The 20,911-nt window shown below is 41.3% G+C and carries 18 protein-coding genes; 8 read left to right on the forward strand and 10 right to left on the reverse strand.

The annotated features are described in order from the left end of the window. Positions 1–365: 365 nt before the first annotated feature. From BM386_RS20170 to BM386_RS20175, 3 genes are all read left to right on the forward strand, one after another. On the forward strand, positions 366–1,256 hold the full coding sequence (locus BM386_RS20170) for a dienelactone hydrolase family protein (protein ID WP_091697506.1): 891 nt from the start codon (positions 366–368) through the stop codon (positions 1,254–1,256). Between the two features lie 100 nt (positions 1,257–1,356). After that, entirely contained in the window at positions 1,357–1,524 is a 168-nt protein-coding gene (locus tag BM386_RS23725; protein ID WP_170857138.1) for a hypothetical protein, read from the forward strand. Positions 1,525–2,044: 520 nt separating this feature from the next. Then, positions 2,045–2,827, forward strand: coding sequence for an NYN domain-containing protein (locus BM386_RS20175; RefSeq protein WP_091697508.1), 783 nt, complete (start codon positions 2,045–2,047; stop codon positions 2,825–2,827). A 181-nt stretch (positions 2,828–3,008) separates the two neighbouring features. Here BM386_RS20175 and BM386_RS20180 read toward each other — a convergent pair whose 3' ends face one another. The 8 genes from BM386_RS20180 to BM386_RS20220 all read right to left on the reverse strand — a co-directional run bounded on the left by BM386_RS20180 (position 3,009) and on the right by BM386_RS20220 (position 11,851). Next, complete coding sequence (locus tag BM386_RS20180; protein ID WP_091697509.1) at positions 3,009–4,169, reverse strand: DUF4221 family protein; 1,161 nt, start codon at positions 4,167–4,169, stop codon at positions 3,009–3,011. 4 nt (positions 4,170–4,173) lie between these two features. Then, positions 4,174–5,304, reverse strand: a complete 1,131-nt coding sequence (locus BM386_RS20185) for a hypothetical protein (RefSeq protein ID WP_091697511.1) — start codon at positions 5,302–5,304, stop codon at positions 4,174–4,176. Continuing rightward, positions 5,297–6,454 (reverse strand): hypothetical protein, encoded by a 1,158-nt coding sequence (locus BM386_RS20190; protein ID WP_091697512.1) that lies wholly within the window; start codon positions 6,452–6,454, stop codon positions 5,297–5,299. Before BM386_RS20190 ends, BM386_RS20185 begins: the two co-directional genes overlap by 8 nt. Before the next feature lie 50 nt (positions 6,455–6,504). Continuing rightward, the gene (locus BM386_RS20195; protein WP_091697514.1) at positions 6,505–7,386 is read right to left on the reverse strand and encodes a formate/nitrite transporter family protein; all 882 of its coding nucleotides are present in this window, start codon (positions 7,384–7,386) and stop codon (positions 6,505–6,507) included. 77 nt (positions 7,387–7,463) lie between these two features. After that, on the reverse strand, positions 7,464–8,486 hold the full coding sequence (locus BM386_RS20200; protein ID WP_091697516.1) for a hypothetical protein: 1,023 nt from the start codon (positions 8,484–8,486) through the stop codon (positions 7,464–7,466). A 926-nt stretch (positions 8,487–9,412) separates the two neighbouring features. After that, positions 9,413–10,081: a 3-keto-disaccharide hydrolase gene (locus BM386_RS20210; protein WP_091697520.1), complete on the reverse strand. Its 669-nt coding sequence runs from the start codon at positions 10,079–10,081 to the stop codon at positions 9,413–9,415. A 125-nt stretch (positions 10,082–10,206) separates the two neighbouring features. Further along, the gene (locus BM386_RS20215; RefSeq protein ID WP_091697522.1) at positions 10,207–10,602 is read right to left on the reverse strand and encodes a group III truncated hemoglobin; all 396 of its coding nucleotides are present in this window, start codon (positions 10,600–10,602) and stop codon (positions 10,207–10,209) included. 4 nt (positions 10,603–10,606) lie between these two features. Next, on the reverse strand, positions 10,607–11,851 hold the full coding sequence (locus BM386_RS20220; protein ID WP_091697524.1) for an alkaline phosphatase family protein: 1,245 nt from the start codon (positions 11,849–11,851) through the stop codon (positions 10,607–10,609). Between the two features lie 242 nt (positions 11,852–12,093). Between BM386_RS20220 and BM386_RS20225 the strand changes: the two genes are divergently transcribed. After that, positions 12,094–12,771 carry a YiaD family glycine zipper/OmpA-like lipoprotein gene (locus tag BM386_RS20225; RefSeq protein WP_091697526.1) on the forward strand — a complete coding sequence of 226 codons (678 nt, stop codon included), beginning with the start codon at positions 12,094–12,096 and terminating at the stop codon, positions 12,769–12,771. Between the two features lie 55 nt (positions 12,772–12,826). Here the strand turns inward: BM386_RS20225 and BM386_RS20230 are convergent, their stop codons facing one another. Both BM386_RS20230 and BM386_RS20235 read right to left on the reverse strand, forming a co-directional pair. Further along, entirely contained in the window at positions 12,827–15,184 is a 2,358-nt protein-coding gene (locus BM386_RS20230; protein ID WP_170857139.1) for a tetratricopeptide repeat protein, read from the reverse strand. A 104-nt stretch (positions 15,185–15,288) separates the two neighbouring features. Beyond that, the gene (locus BM386_RS20235) at positions 15,289–15,804 is read right to left on the reverse strand and encodes a GNAT family N-acetyltransferase (protein WP_091697530.1); all 516 of its coding nucleotides are present in this window, start codon (positions 15,802–15,804) and stop codon (positions 15,289–15,291) included. 318 nt (positions 15,805–16,122) lie between these two features. Here BM386_RS20235 and BM386_RS20240 point away from each other — a divergent pair, with 318 nt between their 5' ends. The 4 genes from BM386_RS20240 to BM386_RS20255 all read left to right on the forward strand — a co-directional run bounded on the left by BM386_RS20240 (position 16,123) and on the right by BM386_RS20255 (position 20,589). Then, positions 16,123–16,992, forward strand: a complete 870-nt coding sequence (locus BM386_RS20240) for a DUF808 domain-containing protein (protein ID WP_091697531.1) — start codon at positions 16,123–16,125, stop codon at positions 16,990–16,992. Between the two features lie 172 nt (positions 16,993–17,164). Continuing rightward, positions 17,165–17,794, forward strand: a complete 630-nt coding sequence (locus BM386_RS20245) for an NAD(P)H-dependent oxidoreductase (RefSeq protein ID WP_091697533.1) — start codon at positions 17,165–17,167, stop codon at positions 17,792–17,794. Between the two features lie 102 nt (positions 17,795–17,896). Continuing rightward, on the forward strand, positions 17,897–18,214 hold the full coding sequence (locus BM386_RS20250; RefSeq protein WP_091697644.1) for an MmcQ/YjbR family DNA-binding protein: 318 nt from the start codon (positions 17,897–17,899) through the stop codon (positions 18,212–18,214). A 77-nt stretch (positions 18,215–18,291) separates the two neighbouring features. Further along, a complete protein-coding gene (locus BM386_RS20255; RefSeq protein ID WP_091697534.1) occupies positions 18,292–20,589 on the forward strand; it encodes an FdhF/YdeP family oxidoreductase in 2,298 nt (765 codons plus the stop codon). Positions 20,590–20,911: the final 322 nt, after the last annotated feature.

Consider the following 20,911-nt stretch of genomic DNA (forward strand, 5'->3'; position numbering starts at 1 on the left):
TGGAAGGGGGAAGTTGGGAAGTGGGAGGTGGGAAGTGGGAGGTTGGAGGTGGGAGGTTGGAGGTGGCAAGGTTGTAAAGTTTCTCCTCTGTCTAATATCTTGATTCTAATGCATAGCATCTAAACATCGCCCAAAATTTACACGAGCGTGTACTATTGCTTATTTCATTTCCTTAAATTACAAAACAAGTCTTTCTGCCTGACTAGTTGCAAAAAGACAAAAGCAACTTAGGATTTGTTAGAATAAAGCATTGAGGCTACTTCCGTCACCTGTCTTCGGTCATCGGTCTCTTTAAACAATGAAAATTATGCTGCTGACATCATTTAGGATAACCAAAGAATACAACAACCCATAACACCAATACCATGAAGGAATTAAAGAAAGAAGACATAGACCAAGGCGTTTTCGACCTGTACGATGCCTATGCGCACAATAAACTGGAGCGCAGACAATTTATCGAAAAGCTCTCTGTCTATGCTGTCGGAGGCGTAACGGTCGCCGCGCTTATGAGTGCGATGATGCCAAATTACCTAGATACACGCACAATTAAATCCGATGACCCCCGCCTGGCCTCGGATTACATCACGTACGATTCTCCGAAAGGCGGAGGCAAAATCAAAGGTTTGCTTTCAACTCCAACAGGAACTTCAGGAAAAGTACCTGGAGTCGTAGTCGTTCACGAGAACAGAGGCCTGAATCCTTACATCGAGGATGTGGGAAGAAGAACTGCCGTAGCTGGATTTATCTCTTTGGCACCAGATGCCCTAACGCCATTAGGTGGATATCCGGGAAATGACGACGAAGGTCGTGCCATGCAAAGCCAGCGGGATAGAAATGAAATGCTGGAGGACTTTATTGCGGCCTATGAATACCTGAAAAACCACCCTGATTGCACCGGAGAAGTGGGCGTGGTAGGTTTCTGTTTCGGAGGATGGATTTCCAATATGATGGCGGTACGTCTCCCAGAACTCGGTGCTGCAGTTCCTTACTATGGCGGTCAGCCTTCCGCAGAAGAAGCAGCCCTGATCAAAGCGCCACTGATGCTACAATACGCAGGCTTGGATGAGCGGGTCAATGCCGGCTGGCCAGCCTATGAAGAAGTGCTAAAAGAAAATGGAATAGAATACCAGGCATTTATCTATCCGGATACCAATCACGGTTTCCACAACAATACCACTCCTAGATATAATGAGGCTGCGGCAACGCTTTCTTGGGAAAGGACGATTGGTTTTTTTAAGGAGAAGTTGCAGGGGTGAGTAGCTATTTCCTCTAATTAATGTAAGATTTTAGTCTGCATAGGATGACCTTTCATATATATTCGGAAGTATCTAGAAACAAATCAAAAAACCTATCAAAATGAATAAAGTAAGAATAATTGGATTGGTAATGATAGTTATAGGAATACTGGTCATTCTTGCACCAAGAAATGACCTCACCGGCTTTATTACCGGAGCGCTTTTTGGGGGCGGCATTGTGTTGCTGGCTACCGGAAAAACCAGATGGAGCAAGGATTATAGAAATTGACGATAGACAAAACATTGTCTCACCGTGGTCTGTGACCTCTAGAATTTTAATTCTTATCCAGTGCAACCCCTTCAGGGTAGGCATTTATCACGAGTAAGTCTCCTATCCACGGCTTTCACCCGCGGTTACTGAAAAGTTGGACCAACCCGAAATCGCTTCGCTCATCGGGACTGTCGCTTCGTGGTCATATTTTGGAAATATAGGCCTTTGCACAACTTATGATCCTGAAAGGATCGAATTTCTCAATAGCCATGGGTAAGGCCGAGCGTAAGATTTATCCCTTTGGATAAATCTAGCGGGAAGGAAAGAGAGCCATGGATGAATGAATAGCAAATGATTTCAGACGACCCTGTCTGCAACAGGCAGGCCCGAAGGGTGTCGAACTATCGAGTACCCTTCACCATCAGGTCTGTGGGACGCAGACCACGGTGGCGCATGGTACCATTCCTTAATTTTCCTTTTCAAAACCCAACCTCGGCGTACTAATTGCTACCTTAAGGGCAACAACTTTTATTTTTACATGGAAAACAACAAATTCAATATCGCCGTACTAATCGACGGGGACAATGCACAAGCAAAATTAATTAAGGAAATTCTCGAAGAGGTTTCCAAATACGGCAAGGCCACCATCCGTAGAATCTACGGAGACTGGACCACGCCACATATGAACAGCTGGAAGGAGATGATCAACCTGCATTCTTTCAGCCCCATCCAGAAATTCTCCTACACCACCGGCAAGAACTCCACAGATAGCTCCATGATCATCGATGCGATGGACATCCTTCACAGCGGTTCTGTGGATGGTTTTTGCATCGTTTCCTCGGATTCTGACTACACAGGTTTGGCAAAAAGAATCCGTGAAGAAGGTATGTTTGTGATGGGAATCGGGCGCAGGATTACCCCAAAAGCTTTTGTGCAGTCCTGTGAGATTTTCACCTATGCGGAAAACCTTTTGCCGGCAGAAAAACCAAAAGCAACGGCTAAGAAAGCGGATAAATCCCAAGTCAGCACCACCCGCAAAAATGTGGTGGTAAATGAGGAAGTCAAGAAAGAGCAGCCTGAAAAAGAAACTGCAGAGCTCGATCTGAGCATTATTGACAAGGCTTTTGAGATCTCATCAGATGAGGAAGAGGAAATCCACATTGCCAAGATCGGGGCATCACTGAGAAAGATAGACCCCAGTTTTGACCCGAGATCCTATGGCTTCCGCAACCTAACGGAGCTATTTAAGAATCTGGATAAATACGTATTGGTGAAAAACCTGGTGAATGGATTGAATTATCCGCTGGTGAAGTTGAAGTAGGTAAATGTTGGATGACGGGTGTCGGGTGACCGGTGTAGCCTCAATTTAAGTTTTAAGCATTTTCTATATTCTTATAGCTTTTTCAGACCCAAAGTACCTAAGCTGATTACATCGTGCATAGGGCATCAATCACCCTACATTACGCACCTAACATCCGGCATCGGACACCAAACATCCTACATTACTCCACTTCTTCCAACTTAAACACCTCAAAGCTCATCAGATCTTCTTCGTTTTTAGGATTGTCAGGATGGTTGATTGAAATATTCAAACCTTCCTTACTCACAAAGGAATTGCCTGGATAGTAAGTATTCTCAGGCATCAGTGCTTCTCCAAGCACATTCAAGTCTTTATCCAAAATCATTACTGCAAACTTCCGGGGGAACCGTCTTAGCTGATTGAGATCTTCGTCACTTTCGACTTCTACTTTGGGAAATACAAAGCGGTAAAAAACTCCTCGGAACTTGTCGTATAATAGGCGCTCGTAGCGGTCTGAGGCATAGAGAAACCTTTGGGTTGCTGATCTGTCTGTTACATCGGTAAGGGTTTCAAATCCAGCGGTCAGGTATTGGCTTTTAGCTAGGACTGTATCTGCTGGATTTCCTTGCAAATCTGAGACATAGAGCTTATGATCTGAAATAAAGGAATAAACTAGTTTGTCGCCCGCTCTAGCCATGCTAAAATCCAATTGCTTTACTCCTTCTGAAAGATAATCCGCCGGATAACCTATTTTTGAAAGGGTAGTTTCACCTGTTTTAAGGTTGATAGAATAAGTAAGTTTCTTATCTGCAAGATCTTCAGTAGTCACCTTGGAGACCTCAACTTCCGGCCTTGTCTTCACAAGCAATTGATTGTCTATCCAAACTGGATCAGCAGTAAAGTATGCATTGTGTACAAATGGCACACTATGACCAGCAGGCGCATCGTATTTGATGGAAGCTTTAATTGCCCCACTCGTATCTGTCAACTGAATGTTGGCTAAGGGGAAGCCAAATAGAAAAATACTATCCATATTCTGAACGTAGATTCCCGAAAGATTGGGTACACCTTCAGGACCTTCTACATTAAATATCATTTTTTTCTCCAGCGTTTTTGAATCAAGATTATACAGCTGAATCTCATTATTCATCATATTCAGTTTGAATAACCAGCTGCCATTTTCATCCTGAAAAGGGACGAGACCATCGCTTACATTCGATGTTTGACTATCTATTTGCATTGAAACGAGCTGTCCGTCAGACACCAATTTCTGGGGTGTAGTGATAGTGTCTGGCTCTGATCCGCAGCTTTGCAAAGCGAGTAAAACAATAGCTAGGCTGAAAATACGGTAGTAAATATTCATGTGCTTAATTTAAAAGTTTCAGTTTGTAATAGATCACAAAATCTTCTTCCACTCCAAAATGATCTTGGTCTTTCATTGCAAGAATTTCTCCATTCTCATTAATCACTCGACTAAATACCAAGCCCTCAGGCACTGGAATATCATTCTTCAACAAGTCATTATTCTCACCAAACACAGCTGCATAACTCTCATTTTCTAACTCAACAGTCTGATCAGTCTGATGAAGTAGAATTGTCTCCGGGGAGATACCTTTCGAATAAATAACAACAGTCTTGTTATTATATCTATACAGATGCTGGATTCTACCCGGTCTTTGATCACTTAAAGAAAAATTCTCCGCGGCTGAAAATGGAACTCCTACTGGTAGTATTGCATCATTCACCTCTAAATCAACAGTCTTTTCCAATACTATATCTGCTCCTTGCTCTTTATAAACAAAATATTTTAGCTCGTTCATAAAATATAAAAACCAGAGATCACCCTGCTTGGATACAGTTGGAAATGGGATGAAATAATAGTTACCATCTGCATAAATAGAGGTTTTAGGGGACTTCATAGTTTGGGAAATACTCCCAGACAAGCTATCATAAAGCTCCACAATGGGTAATTCATACATGTATTTTACTAGTCCTCCCATTGACCCTCCTTTTAAACTATCGGATCTCTCTGGCCTGAGGTAAGCTATCTTGCTATTAACTTCATAAAATGCTGGATGAATTCTATTATTTACAAATATGTATGCGTAGGGAAGAGGTAGATTCGATTCAATAATCCCATTTCGGTTGAGAAAATGAAATCCATTTCTTGAATCTAAAATCTGTATTTCACCATTTCTAAAGGAAAGCGAAAAAATGCCATGAATTGAATTTGGCCCTTCTATTGGAATCACGAAACTAGAAGTCACTTGGCCATTTTGATCAAATATCACTAGCTCTTGATCAACCCCAGTTAGACCAATATATTCCTTGGAAATAGAATCATAATCCTGAATCCATAACTCACCCAGGTGATCTATCCTCATCGAATCGACGATTTCAAGATGCAAGTCAGCCGATGTTCTTGAGCTAACCTCATTTTTCTGACTGCATGAAAAACATGAAATCAGTACAAAAAGGAGAATCAATAATCTATTCATTAAGCAATTTCAATTTATAATAGGTTACAAAATCATCTTCTGTTTCAAAAAAATCAGGATGTTTGAGCGCTAGAATTTCTTCGTCATCAGTCAAAATCCTAGTGAATATTAGCCCTTCGGGAACGGGAATATTATTTTGAAGCAGGTTAAACTCTCCATCAAATACAGCGACATAGTTCTTTTTCAACTTTTCTAATTCTAAACGCCCTGAAGATTCATCCCTATCATATTGGCTTGCCAAACTCTCTGCAATTCCCTTGTTGTAAATTACTATTGTACCGTTGGTTGATCTGTAAATTTTCTGGATAGTCCCTGGGAAATTATTCTTTGTCAATTCACTATAATCTTGTTCTTGTTCGAACGGAACGCCAATAGGCTGAACAGCATCATTCACTTCGAGGGCTACCTCTTGGTCAAAATTCACTTCTCCATCTTCTTCCTTGTACACCCAGAATTTCATTTCATTCCTGAAATAAAGAATCCATTCCGTATCAGTTCTGATTACCGTTGGAAACATCCAATAATTGAAAGCCCCATTGCTAAAGAATGAATTGGGAGGAAAAGGCATGGTCTCCCGACTACTATTCGAAACCGTATCGAAAACTTGGAGAATTGGCTGACCATAAATCCCTTCAAATATGCTTGTCGAAGATTCGTCTGTAACGACCTCAGCACATTCAGGGCGGATAAATGCAATCTCATCACCCAAAGGGTAAATTGCGTCCCCAGACAATCCATTGATATAGAAATAATCAAACGGCAACTTATACTGCCAAATTCTATTTCCATTAAAGTCGTATCTATAAAAACCCTGATTCATTATATGGAATTCTATCTTTCCATCTCTCAGTCCAATTGGGTTTATAAGTCCATACATTGCGTAAGGCCCATCAGATGGAAACTCAATCGTTGATTTTGTCAGCCCATCTCTATCTAAGATCATATATTCCTTATCACGATTTCCTTTAGCCAAATAACTTTTGCTTTCAGGTTCGTAATCTAATATTCTCAGGTTACCCAAGTAATCTATCTGAAGAGAATCGATGATTTCAAGGCTATAGTCATGGGATTCAATATCGTTAGAATCATCCTTTTGGCTACAGGAAAAATAGCAAAGCACTAAAACGAGGGGAAGTAAAAATCTTTTCATCCCTCAATATAATTCACCCAAACTAACTAGCTAAGTTAAATTACCTTAACTCAGTTCTTCGAGCCTATATTGAAGACAAACGCTCTGTACTTCAGCAATGCCACAAAGATTGCCCCACCAAAGGCATTGCCCATGAGTGCGGTGCTCTGGAAACTCAGGTAATCCCACAGAGAGATGGCGGGTGAACTGAGCATTCCCGAAAAAACCTCCACGCTGCCAATAATGCTATGATGGAGTCCCGCAAATGACATCACGGAGGTAACCATATAGATCATCACTATTCTACTGATCGTATCTCGGGAAGATGCCAGCAGCCAGGAAAGCAAACCCATCATCCATCCCGCTAAAATAGCACTGACGAAAATGACCGGGAGGTCTGTACGAAGTGTATGCAATGCAATTATTTCAACTACTTCATGATTGAAAATTTCCAGATGTGGCCCCAGCCAAAGTAGAATCGCAGAAATAATATATCCTCCCACCATATTCCCTGCGATCACAATACCCCAAAGCCGTAGCATACTTACGGTTGTCCTCTTCTTATTCAGAACGGGCAGGGTCAGTAAGGCCGTTTGCTCTGTAAACAGGATACTTTGCCCCAAAACCACCATAATGAATCCCAAAGGATAAACCAGAGAAATCATCCGGATGATGGTGTGAGTTTCCATCTTTCCCATCAAGAAAAAGTAGAGTGTACACAGCATCAAGTAGCTAAAGCCAATCTCCAATCCGGCAGTAAGCGAACTTGTGAATAGGCTGGTGGTCCGCTTATCATAGACTTCAAGTGCATCTATGATCTGATCCCTCAGGATTTCACCATGCGTTTTGGCCGAATCCCTGCTTTTAGACTTGGAGTTCTTTAGTTCAGTATCAATTTCCTTCTGCAGCTCTTTCGCCAGTTGTTCTTCTGTTTTCTCTTTTTTCCAGACCATTAAAATCGGTGATTACTTATGCAACTAGTGTTTAATCCAACCGGATCTATAGGCTAATGTATGATCAACTAATAAATCTACTCGGTAGTTCTACAGGCTGTCAAAATACTGAACTCAAATAATCTTTCATTTTTCAGGATATCAAAAAAACCTGCCAGGTAATTTGTCATATTCTTCACTTCCTGCTCAGGCACCAAATGTGCAAGCTGCTGAATCTCTGCAAAAAGCACTTGCTCCTTGCCCAAAAACTCGGCACTAATTGCTTTCATTAACTCCTCATCTCTGCAGTACCCTCTATACAAGCGCTCGCTTACGTTTTCGATATCGACCAGATTACTGACCTGCGCATAAGGAGGCATGACCATCCCGGTCATGTCAAAATCATAAGCCAGAGGAACCGCTGTCTTTGAGTCCAGTTTTAGGATTTTCATGTTGTGCTGGTACAAGCTAGACCAGTCTGTATTGCCAATCATGTATTGGAACAAATCATGACGGACAGCTGCAGAATCCTCTAAAAACGTACCTGCTACTTTCTTATTTTCCAGAACCTCCGCATCGAAACGCTCGGCAACTTTATCATCATCTTCGATCAAAAAGCCTAATAACTGCTCTGTTTCGCCCTTCTTATTGTCTTCATTCTGAAAGTTGATCCGAATCATCCGAGTCTTGAAGGTATATTGGCTCACCTCCTCGTAGAGTTGATAGCAGAGGTATTCTTTTACTATAAATGAATCTGCATTTTTATTTGTGGCACAGGGAAAAACAATTTTTAAGTTTCTGCTCCCATCGAAAAGATTGCCCTTTCCCTCTTGCTTTTTAAGCCTCATTCTGAGTGGGGGATAAAAGCAATTTTCCCTACGGAAATTACCCCTTACTCTCAATCCCACATCCAAGGTATCGCTGGACCCATCCGGGTTTTTAAATATCAGGAACGAATCCATCAGGGTAGAATCATTGGTTTCAGTGCGGAGTTTTTTAATGGAAAACTTCATACTGACTTCCAGGATTTCTTCAGAATCAAAGAGTAGCTCCATTTCCTGAGAGGAGGCAAAAGAGTAAGAAAAAAGAAGGGCACAAAATAGGGGCAAAAACTTTTTCATATTCCTAAAATTTAAACTCAAAAAAATCCAACAAAACTTAGTCGATAAGATTATTTCAATCCAACAAGAGTAATTTAAAGATTCTCAGCTATAAATTTTTAGGAATGAAATATTAATATTTTGATTTGACAGTTCGGAATAACACCAAGAAACCTATTTTCGATGACTTACTATCAGGATCACTGGTTACTTAAGCTAACAGAGAATTTTTTTCTTCAGTTGCTTCATCATAGTTGCTCTGAAGAAAAGTACTACTTCCCAAATTACTATAGACGTCCATACATAGTAAATTAAATATTTAATCTCCCTAGGCAGATCACCTCCTCCCGTCGGATTAAAATGAAAGTCATTTGTGTTAGTGTCTACCCATATCGCAAAAATCAATAAAGAGCCAGAGGCTATTATTACGATTGTACTAAGCAATAATCGATTTAATTTTGATCCATTTATTACATTAAATCCAACATAAAAATGCGGCAGCATAAATACACATATAGTTACAAATCCTAATCCAATTACCCCACTGTTTCTCAGAGAACCTATCATTATCTATAGTGCAATCACTTTAACTAGGAAAATGGTTACGAACCTTATATACAACTTAGACCGAAGGATTAAAGATGACATTTCGATTTATTTTATATGATTATCCGTAATGATGCCAGTAGATCAAAATGGCCTCGACTTCGCTCGGCCTCCGGATTCGGGATATTGATGGGATGGGAGGAAAATGCGGCTGCGCCGCATTTTCCTCCCATCCCAACTTAGAATACTAACGGTCACCGAGCGAAGTCGAGGTGAACATTAATAAAATTTGGCTACTGGTGAGAAAGCGGATATACATGTTATTTATCATAACTATCCATTATCCAAATAATTACAACTTATCCATGTGCTTAAATAGCGCAAGAGAATTGAACATTTCCTTAAAGCTCGGTAAGCAAGATATTCTTGAATTCCACCTCGGCACCCTCTGCCTGCAAGGCGATTTTCCCTCGGGTAGCTGTAGCATTGAAACCGTCATTGACCAAATCACCATTTAGCCAGACGGTCACTTTATCTGCATCACAGGTGATTTTGATGTGATTCCACTCCCCTAGTGGTTTTTCTGAGTCATCGGTCAGGTTCTTGATTCGTCGCTCTTTCCTGCCGTTTACTCCCCAGTTTTCCTTCGGACCACGTCTGGCTTCCATATCCTCTACCTCGATATTCTGTTCTATACACCAGAAATCGCCAGCATTACTATGCATCAGTTGCACTTCAATAGACTGTGGAAACATGCCGTACAAAGCTCTTGGCGTAGAAGCATGAACCAATATCCCGCAGTTTCCCGGCTCTCCTGCAAATCGATAATCAAGCTCCAACGTGTAATTATCATATTCTGCTTCTGAAATCAAGTGGCCCTGAGGAGTACCCAAACTCACCAAAAGACCATCCCGAATGATAAAAGGAATACGCAAAGAACTGTCAGCTTCCAGATCCGGAACATCCATATACCAGCCAGCTAGACTTTTTCCATCGAAGAGCTTTTTGGTTTGGCTGTGGGCGAAAAAGGGTATGGAAACAAATAACAGGAGGAAGGTGATTCTTTTCATTATTTTGGGATAAAGTTAACGTGGTCATAAGCTAGCAAGAATCTTTACATCCAGCACTTCTCACTGCTTACTTTTTACTTTACATAATTTTCTGCGAATGAAAACTGATCACTACAAACTGATACTTACCTCACCCTCGCTTCCCAAATCCTCATAAACAGCATGTGCGCCATTCTTCTTGCATGCTCTTTGGCATAGTTCGCATTTTTTCCTTCGAAATACCTGTCCAAGGTCTGAAACCATAGTTCCAGCCAATTTCCAAAGTGAGCCTGTTCTATGCTGTTATCCACTTCAGCATCGACTTGTCTATGAACTTTCACAGGATTAAATTTCCCAGCCCCAGGTCCAGTTTGCAACAAGATCATTTCCCAGAAATCACTCAAATGAATCAAGTGCGTGTCCCAATCTTTGACTACTCCATTGAAAATTGGGCCGAGGGAATCATGTTTTCTGATCTGATCATAGAATCGTCTTACCAAAAAATCAACTTCCTTTCTCGACTTTATATCTATTTTATCCATTCTTCTACTTCAAAATTGGTTCTAGTACTTCCAGTCTTCCGTCAATATTGTCAGGAGTAGGAAGGCCAAGAATCTTACATATCAAAGGATACACATGGATATTCTGAAAAGTTTCAATTTCCAACCCTGACTTGAAAGCCGGACCATTAGCATAGAAGATCGCATGCATATCCTTGTAAGCAGGACTGTATCCATGCTCACCAAACACCTCTGTATCTAATCTATCCATATTGTCCTTCATGCGTGTGAGCGTCGTTTCCCAAGCCAAGTAATAGTTCCTGTCAGGAATAATCAAAATATCCCCAATCCTGTCTTTGTACATCAGATCCTGGTAGTTTTCCTTGTCATCGACATCGGTGATATGAATCGGCAAATCAGACTTTTCCAGAGCCTCAATCACTTTTTGCTTATCCTTTTTATCCTCTAGATACACATGAGCCAAGGCACCATCATTGACGATTCTAGCTGGAATATCTTTGGTCAATTCACTCAGATTGATAAAGTGGTCCGGCGTCACATCCATCATTCCATGATCCGAAACCACGATCACATTGATATCTAAATCGTAACTTTTTAAGCCTTCGAAAAGCGCCCCTAACTCATAGTCAAGTTTTGTCAAAGTTGTGGTTAGTTTTTCATCATTCGATGGCCCGTAGCGATGCCCTGTATCATCCATATCTGAAAAGTACAAGGTAATCAATCGTGGACGCTTTTCTTCCGGAAGCTCCAGCCATTTGAACACCTCCGTGACTCTGGTCATATTGCTAACTCTCCCATCGTAGGGATAATAATAAGTAGGATATACACCCTGCACATCCGCCTCTGAGCCTACAAAAAAGTAACTCGCTGATACCATATCATTTTGCTCCGCCAGCACCCAAAGCGGTGTACCTCCATACCAAGAACCGTCTTGCACGATCTCGGTTTTGCCGATTCCGTAGGTTTGATCCTTCTCTGGATCGTAAAATGAATTGTCCACCAAACCGTGATGTTCAGGTTTCAAACCTGTGGCTATGGTGTAGTGATTTGGGAAAGTCTTACTGGGAAAAGACGGCATCATGCTTTCTGCTGCCACTCCATTGGCAATAAACTTCTTTAGATTTTCCGGTTGAAAACGCTCTACATAGTCGTAACGAAACCCATCCAGGGAAATCAAAATAACGATGGGTTCGTGATTTTTTTCCTGTGCAAAAGAAACGGTAGAAAAAGCTAAAACAACAACTAGCAGAAGCGCTTGAAATCTTTTCATAAAATAATCTTTCCACAAAAATACCTGCTACAGCTTTGGCAAGCAATCCAATCATCACTAATAACAGCTTGGTAAAGTTGAATGAGCGCATCATACTTGGTGGATCAACTTCATTTCTTTCCCATGCCTCCACAGAATCGGGAATATTTTCCCATACAGAATAAGGTAAATCAGGCTCAGCTGGGTCAATACTGACATGGTACATGAATTGGATTAATGACTGCATAAAACAACATATGATTATGAAAACGACCAACAAACTTTTAATGGCATCCCTTATAGCTACGACTACTTTGGGAGCTGTAAGTTGTAAATCAAGTAATGCCGTGAAAGGCGGAGCAATCGGCGGTGCCGCGGGTGGAGTACTTGGCGGAGTGATCGCTGGTGAAGGAAATACAGCCGTGGGCGTACTGATAGGATCTGCAATCGGTGGCTCTGCAGGAGCAATTATCGGTAATCAAATGGACAAAGCAGCAGATGAACTTCAGCGTGATCTGGAGGGAGCCACTGTAGAGCGCGTGGGAGAGGGAATCAAAATCACCTTTGACTCTGGCTTGATGTTCCCGGTGGATAAGTCAGAATTAAGTGAAGTTTCTAAACAGAATTTGACCGAACTAGCGGAAACTTTAAAAAAGTATGATGAGACTAATATCTTGGTGGAAGGTCATACTGATAATACCGGTGCAGAAGATTACAACATGGATCTATCCCGTAGAAGAGCTTATTCTGTTGAAGATTATTTGACTTCTAATGGGATCGCTAAAAACAGAATGGAGATCACTGCATATGGCGAAATGCAGCCAACTGCTACCAACGAGACAGAAGCTGGCCGCCAGCAAAACAGAAGAGTGGAAGTGGCTATCTATGCAAATAAGAAAATGCAAAAAATGGCTGAACGAGGTGAATTGGGAGAGGAATAACAATCCTGAAACACCCTATTTATAGATCCGAAGACGACCCAAATGGTCGTCTTTTTTAGTTTTTGTCAAGCTGGCTTTGATAAAACTTCATCCGCTCATCATTACCTATAGCTTTATTTAAAAGCATCAAATTACTCAACACACCACGGTTTGATCCATACTGTAGCGAATTCTCATAAGCTGTAATAGCTTCGGCTTCCTTTCGCTGCACAATCAGAGATGCACCTAGATTGGTGTAAGCCGAGAAAAAATCATCAGGGCCGGCAGCTATCGCCTCTTTAAAGTACTTTTCTGCCAAAGGATAATTTTTGTCCTTATAAAAGGCGATGGTCCCCAGATTGGTAAGTACCACCGCATTGGTACTTTCATTTTCATATGATTTGAGAAACCTCCTCTTTGCCCCCAGCGTATCCTGCAGCTCCAAAAGCGACTTCCCAAAAGCCGCAAAATAAGTCGGGTACTTGTCTGCCCCACCATATTCCTGATAATCATACTCTACAGATTTGTAATTCTCCACAGCAACAGCGTAATCTGACTTTTTAAAAGCATCATTCCCTGCCTTCATATCCATCTGAAAGGCCACTTCCCCAACATCCACTCCATCGGAATACTTCGCTGCATTTTCATTATCGCCTACTTTAGTATAGAGATAAGCCAGATATTTTCTCACCTCTTCCTTATCTTCTTGCTCCAGAGATTTCTCAAAAGCAGCTATCCCCTTTTGGCATTGATTGGATTGAATGTATGTCAAGCCCAGATTGGTATAAGTCGCAGCAAGATTGGGATCGTCTGTCTTCAGACTACGCAGATACAGCTCCTCAGCTTTGTCGTATTTACCCTGATCATAAGACAGGGAAGCATATTTGAACCAACCGTAGTGCTTTTTCGGGTTCCTCCTCACACTTCGTTCCAGCACATCGTAAGCCCTTGCAGTGTCCTTCTTCCCGATAAGCACCTCTGCCAGTGTATTGAGGTACTGAGGGACCAAAGTGTCTCTTCCCAATATCCCAAACATGCGGTCGTAATGCTTTACGGATTCCGTAAAATAACCATAGGCCGAATCGGGGGATGTTTTTTCTATGGACTTTCCTTTCAGTCTAAGTTCCTCTGCGTACATCATATGTGTCCTCCAGCTATTTGGAGCAGCTTCCACACCGGATTTTGATAGGACAAGAGAATCCTTCCAGTCTTTGTTTCTATCCAGTGTTTTCCATGAAAAAGCCAAAAATACCGGTGCCAAAATCAACAGCATAACCAGCCCTACTTTCTCAACTTTCATCAGTAAAAGCAAGCGATAAATACCATAAACTACCAAGAGACAAAATGCCAAGGACGGAATAAACTGAAAGCGTTCTCCCAGGTTTGACCCGATGATTAAGGAGTCAGTGAGGTTGGCAAAAATGGAAAACGTAGCGAAATAACAGAGGATGCCAAAACTGAAAAAGCTCCTGCTCTTAAAGCCCTTTACTGCAAAATAGATCAGAACCCCAAAGAACAATACACTCAACCAAACCATAGGGTTGGAAAAGGTCTGAATTTTCAGTTGGCTGAAGGAATAATCCCAGGACAAGGGGTGTGGAAAAAACAGCAGTTTCACGTACTCCAAATAAATATACAGGTTCGTCGCCAACCTCTCGCCTCCCTCCGCTTTGTATAGAATAGAGTTGATCACAGAGTTGTAAGTAGTAGCGGCATCATCCAAAACCATCCCTCGTAGGAGTAAGTAAATAACAGAAGGTAGAACAAAGGGCAGCACATTTTTCAATGATTCCAATAAGCTTTTCTTCTGGATAAAATACCCCAAGAACACGACTACAGCCATCAGGGTCAATGTTTCCTCTTTGGATAGCAAAGACAGAAAAAACAAAAGCCCGACCAAAACCGCCTTGGCTATGCTAAGCCTCTTATCTTCTGAAAACCAGATCAAAATAGCCGAAAATGCAAACAGCGAAGCCAATAAAGTGTCCCTGCTTTTGACCGAAGCCACCACCTCAGTGTGTATCGGGTGAAATGCGTAGAGTGCCAGAATCAGTAGGGGAAGTACTATGGGCAGATTCCTTTTTCCAAAAATCCTCACTAAAAGCAGCCCTAAAATTACCAGCACTCCAAAATAGAGTATCACATTGAATACGTGACCATTTCCTGCTTCAAATTCCCCAAAAATGGCATATTCTACTGCGAAAGTCAGGAGCGTAAACGGACGGTAGATACTGGTATTTACCGGATTTATCTGGATGAAATTCATCGAGCCATACTGGAACAATTCTGTCCACTCTTCCAGACCCTTTTGTGTCACTCTATTGTAGTAAGCATATATTCCATCATCTCCGGTATAGCCATAATTGTATGTCTGGGTATAGAGCAATGCTCCAAGAAAAGCTATTAAGAGAATCCAAAAAATTGATTTATTCATCATAAACTAGACTGGCTGATTGAAGAATGAAAATAGAGATAAATTCAATAACCTACCATCTTAGCAGTTCAATTCTAGGTTAGATTTTAGGCCCCACCCTTATTTCAAAAGTCAATCCGCATCAAAAAATCAGTTTGGATCTCATCACCAAACGGAAATGGATGTGAACTGAAAATACTTAGACCATGCTTTTCGTAGAATTTGATTGCTCGGATATTCTTTTCCCAAACGCCCAGCCAGAGGTACTTTTTCCGGTTTAGCTTCGCAAAATTGATAGTGTGATTTAGCAAAACCTTACCTAATCCTTGTCCTATGTACTTGTTAAGAAGATATAAACGAGCTACTTCCAAACTTGAATTATCATTTAGATCGGTCTGTGCAGGCACAAAATTCACTTTTGCATAGCCAGCAAGTTCTCCGTCCACTTCGAGCAAAAAAAACAAAGAAGCCGGATTCTCCATTTCTTCCGAAAACTGCTCTTCGGTAAATGCCTCCTCTAGGTAAGCATTGACATTTTCAATTTTATTTCCTTCGGTGAAAGCTTCTAAAAATGAAATTCTAGCCATTTCCACCAAAGGATTCAGGTCCGAAAAATTGGCTTTTCTGATTAAATAAGGCATGCGTTTATTTTATGTTAGGAAATCCTCCTGTTTGGAGCCTCATAAATTTCGCACAAAGCTAGTTTGATTTTCTTTGCTATGACTGAAGAAATACTGAAATTTTAATCCAGCACGATATGCCAAAAGATGCTACTATTCAAACCATGGCTTGGACTTTGTCATATCTAGTGAAGAGATACCTTCATCAAGCAAGAAAAGCTTTCACAAACCGAACACATTTAGAAAACCTTCATTTGTGCAGGTGAATGAAGCAAACTATCTTCGTCTGCATTACATTAATTTTGGAATAAAAAAATTCAATAATTTTTAAGAAAAGAAATGGCTTCAGGACTATTTGCACTATTAGATGATATCGCAACATTAATGGATGATGTGGCGGTAATGACCAAAGTGGCTGCTAAAAAGACAGCGGGGATTTTGGGAGATGATCTAGCAGTAAACGCCGAAAAAGCTTCTGGCTTTGTGTCAGATCGGGAGATCCCAGTGCTCTGGGCCATCACCAAAGGTTCTCTACTGAATAAAATCATCATTCTCCCAATCGCATTCTTGCTCAGTGCATTTTTGCCCGCTGCTGTCACGATCATTCTGATTATCGGCGGACTATATCTAGCCTATGAAGGAGCGGAGAAAATCTATGAATACCTTGTGCCACACCATCATGAAAAACACGTTGACCTTGCGGAAGATCTGACAAAAGAACAAATTCTCGCCAAAGAAAAAGAAAAAGTGAAATCTGCAATTGTCACTGACTTCATCCTTTCTGTGGAAATTGTAATTATTGCTTTGGGCACTGTAGTAGGTGAGCCGATTCTGGAGCAAATTCTAGTGGTTACTGCCATTGCCTTGATCGCTACTGTAGGGGTTTACGGAATTGTAGCACTAATCGTCCGTATGGATGAATTTGGTTACAGGCTGATCGCTATGAATGAGCAGAAAGATAGTTTTTCTGATAAAGTTGGTCTAGTGCTAGTCAGTGCACTTCCGAAAATCATCAAAGGTATGGGCTTCGTGGGCACCATTGCGTTGCTCTTGGTTTCTGGAGGGATTTTCGTCCATAATATTGACTTTTTTCATCACCTCTTCCCTTCCATTCCAAGCATAATCACCGAATTCCTGATGGGATTAGTCGTAGGTTTTGCTGTTTTCGGGATCATTTCACTGGGGAAAAAGCTTTTCAAAAAGAAGTAAAGAAAAATCCTGACCAAGTAATAAGCCTTCACTTTTCGTTTTAACATAAATCAAAAATTTTCAATGTATATACATTTATTTTCTAAACATTGAACTTTAAGCTGAGCAATATGTTTGGTATTTATTGCTTTCGGATAGAACCTCGGAAGTTTGAAAACTGAACCAACTTATTATGCAAGTTTTAGAAAATCTGAATTGGCGATATGCCACTAAGTCAATGAATGGAACTCCTGTTCCTCAAGAAAAAGTAGATTACATTCTCGAAGCAGTAAGACTTTCTGCCTCTTCTTCAGGATTGCAGCCATACGAGATTTTGGTGATCACTGACCAAGAAGTAAAGGAAAAAATCAAGTCCATCGCCTGGAATCAAAGCCAAATCACTGATGCCTCGCACGTGTTGGTTTTCGCAGCTTGGGACAACTATACAGAGGAGAGAATTAACAGTGTATTCAAATACAATAATGAGCAGAGAAACCTTCCAGACTCTGTAACGGACGAATACCGAACTAATCTATTGGCTTCTTACACTGCAAAGACTGCAGAAGAAAACTTCAATCATGCAGCAAAGCAAGCTTATATAGCACTTGGAACTGCACTGATTGCAGCTGCTGAGCAAGAGGTAGATTCCACTCCGATGGAAGGTTTTGATCCAGCGGCTTTGGACGAAATCCTAGACCTAAAATCCAAAGGTCTTCGTAGCGTAATCGTTTTGCCTCTTGGCTATAGAAACGAAGAAGGCGATTGGTTAGTTAACATGAAGAAAGTACGTACTCCAAAGGAGAAATTTGTAACTGTTGTCTAACTCAGACAAATTTTCAGATACAAAGCGGATTGGGTAAGCACTCAATCCGCTTTTTTATTTTAAGCTGGAATTGTCAACTTGTGGATGACATCAAATAGCTCAATGATAACTTCAGAATCCTTTTCGCAGTTGGCGCTTTCCTTACCAGGAACTGAAAGCGCACCTCATTTTGACAGAACTGCTTTCAAAGTTGTGAAAAAGCGAATCTTCGCAACGCTACATGAGAAATCTAAAACGGCGAACCTTGTCTTGTCCTTGGATGAACAAAGAGCATTTTGTGAATATGACTCGGTATCTATTTATCCAGTTCCCAATAAGTGGGGAGAAAAAGGATGGACCACTTTTGACCTTCAAAGGGTCGCGAAAGATGTGATATTCGAAGCTTTAAATTCCGCATATTCGGATGTGGTAAAGCAGTAGAGAAAGTCTAACCCTTAAACATTTTGACCTTCATCTTTCTTTAACTTATAGAAAACGACACAGAGAACTGCCAATTTATGTCTTCATCCACGAGAAAGAACATTGAAACTCAAAGCTCCAAAGAGTTCACCGGAATTGAACTTAAAAGCCCTGCTACTTATGCAGCCGGATTCACTGGGGTAAAGGTCGCTCTTCAGCATACCTTCAAAGAAATGGGAGCTTTTAAGTCGTTGCAGACACTTTCTCACATGAACCAAAAAGATGGTTTTGACTGTCCCGGATGTGCCTGGCCAGATCCTGAGCATCGATCTAAAATAGCTGAGTACTGTGAAAATGGAGCAAAAGCTTTGGCAGAAGAAGCCACTTCCAGCATGGTTGTTAATGCTTTTTTCTCCAACTATTCTATCCAGGAAATTTCGCGTTGGTCTGACTACAAAATCGGAAAAAGCGGTCGATTAGTCGCTCCCATGATCCTTAAGCCAGGCTCCAACCATTATGAGGAGACCACCTGGGAAGAGGCATTTAGATTAATTGCGGATCATTTACATGCGCTTTCAAATCCAGATGAAGCTATTTTCTATACTTCAGGCAGATCCAGTAATGAAGCTGCCTTTCTGTACGGACTTTTTGCTAGAGCTTTTGGCACGAACAACATGCCTGACTGCTCCAATATGTGCCATGAATCAAGCGGAATTGGTCTTTCTGAAACCTTGGGAATAGGCAAAGGCTCTGTGAAATTGGAGGATTTCGATCAAACCGAAGTAGTCATGGTAATCGGGCAAAACCCCGGAACAAACCACCCAAGAATGCTTTCAGCGCTGGAAAAATGCAAGGCGAATGGTGGTAAAATAATCAGTATCAATCCGCTGCGGGAAGCCGGATTGATCCGGTTCAGAAATCCTCAGGAGATAAGCGGGATGCTGCTGAATGGCCATGGGTTAACGGACATATATCTTCAGGTAAAAATCAATCAGGATGTTGCCCTCTTGAAACTCATTGAGAAAAAGCTGGCAGCATTAGATAAGCTAGAAGGGAAAGTTTTCGACCATGAGTTCATAGTTAAATACACCGAAGGATATGAGTCGCTTTTAACACATCTAGACACACACAGCGAACAGGAATTACTTGAACTGTGTGGCGTAAACGAGAAACTTGTTGACGAAGCAGTGGCGCTTTTATCCAAAAAAAGCAAAATCATCATCTGCTGGGCTATGGGTCTGACCCAACACAAAAACGGAGTAGAAAACATCAAGGAGTGCGTCAATCTTCTACTTCTTAAAGGAAGCCTTGGCAAACCTGGCGCAGGGACCTGCCCGGTTCGAGGACATAGTAATGTGCAAGGAGACCGTAGTGTAGGAATCATGCATTTTGTCTCAAAAGAACTGAATGCGGCGATCAAAAATGTTTTTGGCTTCAATGCTCCAGAACATGAGGGTGTAGATGTGGTCAAAGCAATTCCAGCCATGTACGAGGGAAAAGCAAAGATTTTCGTAGGCTTAGGTGGCAACTTTGTATCAGCCGCTTCCGACACAGAATATACTGCCAAAGCACTTCAGAACTGCGACCTTACCGTTCAGATCAGCACCAAACTCAATCGCAGTCATTTGATTACTGGTAAAACCGCACTCATTCTACCTACACTTGGCAGGTCAGACAAGGATTTGAAAGATGGTAAACCACGTCATTTCACGGTGGAAAATAGCATGGGAATAGTCCATCAATCCAAAGGATTTCTTGATCCTATTTCGGATGAAATCAAAAGTGAACCGGAAATTGTAGCAGGAATTGCAGCAACATATTTCAGAGATGATCATCCTGTAAAATGGAAATTATTGGGATCTAATTATGAGTTGCTGCGAGAAAAACTAGGCGAAGTAATTACCAGTTTCAAAGACATGAATACGAAGTCGGAAGGTTCTGGATATTACTTACCTAACAATGTGAGAGATTTGGATTTCAGTAAACTACCAAACCAGCGAGCTCAGTTCAGCATGACTGGACTTCCAGTTCACAACCTAAAGGAAAACGAATACCTATTAATGAGCATTCGCTCACACGATCAGTTCAATACAACAATCTACGGACTTAATGATCGATACAGAGGCATTCACAATGAGCGACGGGTACTGTTTATGAATGAAGCTGACATGGTGCGGGAGAATTTCAAGAAAATGGATGTAGTCAATATCATGAGCAATTATGATGGAGAAGAGCGGAGGGTCTTTCAGTTTTTAGTCATTCCTTACCAGATCCCACAAGGCAACTTGGCGGCGTATTTCCCGGAAACAAATCCGCTAATTCCTATCCACGAGTATGCTGACAAAAGCAATACACCTATCAGTAAGTCAGTAAGAGTGAGTTTGGAGAAGGCGTAATTTATTGTTAATAGTAAGTTGTACTTCATGTAAGTAGTGGGATCAACTCCCCCTTAACTAGGATTATTGTTTTGGAAATGAGAAATATTTAAAGGGGGCAGGGGGATTTAAATACGAAAGTCAAGGAGATTTGCTTCACGCGATATTTTCACCACTTACAATTTTCAAAACGTGCCAATTACAATCAGATCGCTTCCCTCCTTCGTCGCTCGCGATGACGTCGAAATTCACATCTCACCTCTTACTTTTTACAAAACTTACCACTTACCAAAAACACCTCTCCACATGGAAACCATTTCGTAAGAAAATCATCAAAAGGGAA

The organism is Algoriphagus locisalis, assembly GCF_900116615.1.
Classification (GTDB): domain Bacteria; phylum Bacteroidota; class Bacteroidia; order Cytophagales; family Cyclobacteriaceae; genus Algoriphagus; species Algoriphagus locisalis.

Excerpts from the sequence above, each read along its gene's own strand:
- BM386_RS20170 (WP_091697506.1), top strand. The coding sequence starts at position 366 with ATGAAGGAATTAAAGAAAGAAGACATAGACCAAGGCGTTTTCGACCTG.
- BM386_RS23725 (WP_170857138.1), top strand. The coding sequence starts at position 1,357 with ATGAATAAAGTAAGAATAATTGGATTGGTAATGATAGTTATAGGAATA.
- BM386_RS20175 (WP_091697508.1), top strand. The coding sequence starts at position 2,045 with ATGGAAAACAACAAATTCAATATCGCCGTACTAATCGACGGGGACAAT.
- BM386_RS20180 (WP_091697509.1), bottom strand. The coding sequence starts at position 4,169 with ATGAATATTTACTACCGTATTTTCAGCCTAGCTATTGTTTTACTCGCT.
- BM386_RS20185 (WP_091697511.1), bottom strand. The coding sequence starts at position 5,304 with ATGAATAGATTATTGATTCTCCTTTTTGTACTGATTTCATGTTTTTCA.
- BM386_RS20190 (WP_091697512.1), bottom strand. The coding sequence starts at position 6,454 with ATGAAAAGATTTTTACTTCCCCTCGTTTTAGTGCTTTGCTATTTTTCC.
- BM386_RS20195 (WP_091697514.1), bottom strand. The coding sequence starts at position 7,386 with ATGGTCTGGAAAAAAGAGAAAACAGAAGAACAACTGGCGAAAGAGCTG.
- BM386_RS20200 (WP_091697516.1), bottom strand. The coding sequence starts at position 8,486 with ATGAAAAAGTTTTTGCCCCTATTTTGTGCCCTTCTTTTTTCTTACTCT.
- BM386_RS20210 (WP_091697520.1), bottom strand. The coding sequence starts at position 10,081 with ATGAAAAGAATCACCTTCCTCCTGTTATTTGTTTCCATACCCTTTTTC.
- BM386_RS20215 (WP_091697522.1), bottom strand. The coding sequence starts at position 10,602 with ATGGATAAAATAGATATAAAGTCGAGAAAGGAAGTTGATTTTTTGGTA.
- BM386_RS20220 (WP_091697524.1), bottom strand. The coding sequence starts at position 11,851 with ATGAAAAGATTTCAAGCGCTTCTGCTAGTTGTTGTTTTAGCTTTTTCT.
- BM386_RS20225 (WP_091697526.1), top strand. The coding sequence starts at position 12,094 with ATGAAAACGACCAACAAACTTTTAATGGCATCCCTTATAGCTACGACT.
- BM386_RS20230 (WP_170857139.1), bottom strand. The coding sequence starts at position 15,184 with ATGAATAAATCAATTTTTTGGATTCTCTTAATAGCTTTTCTTGGAGCA.
- BM386_RS20235 (WP_091697530.1), bottom strand. The coding sequence starts at position 15,804 with ATGCCTTATTTAATCAGAAAAGCCAATTTTTCGGACCTGAATCCTTTG.
- BM386_RS20240 (WP_091697531.1), top strand. The coding sequence starts at position 16,123 with ATGGCTTCAGGACTATTTGCACTATTAGATGATATCGCAACATTAATG.
- BM386_RS20245 (WP_091697533.1), top strand. The coding sequence starts at position 17,165 with ATGCAAGTTTTAGAAAATCTGAATTGGCGATATGCCACTAAGTCAATG.
- BM386_RS20250 (WP_091697644.1), top strand. The coding sequence starts at position 17,897 with ATGATAACTTCAGAATCCTTTTCGCAGTTGGCGCTTTCCTTACCAGGA.
- BM386_RS20255 (WP_091697534.1), top strand. The coding sequence starts at position 18,292 with ATGTCTTCATCCACGAGAAAGAACATTGAAACTCAAAGCTCCAAAGAG.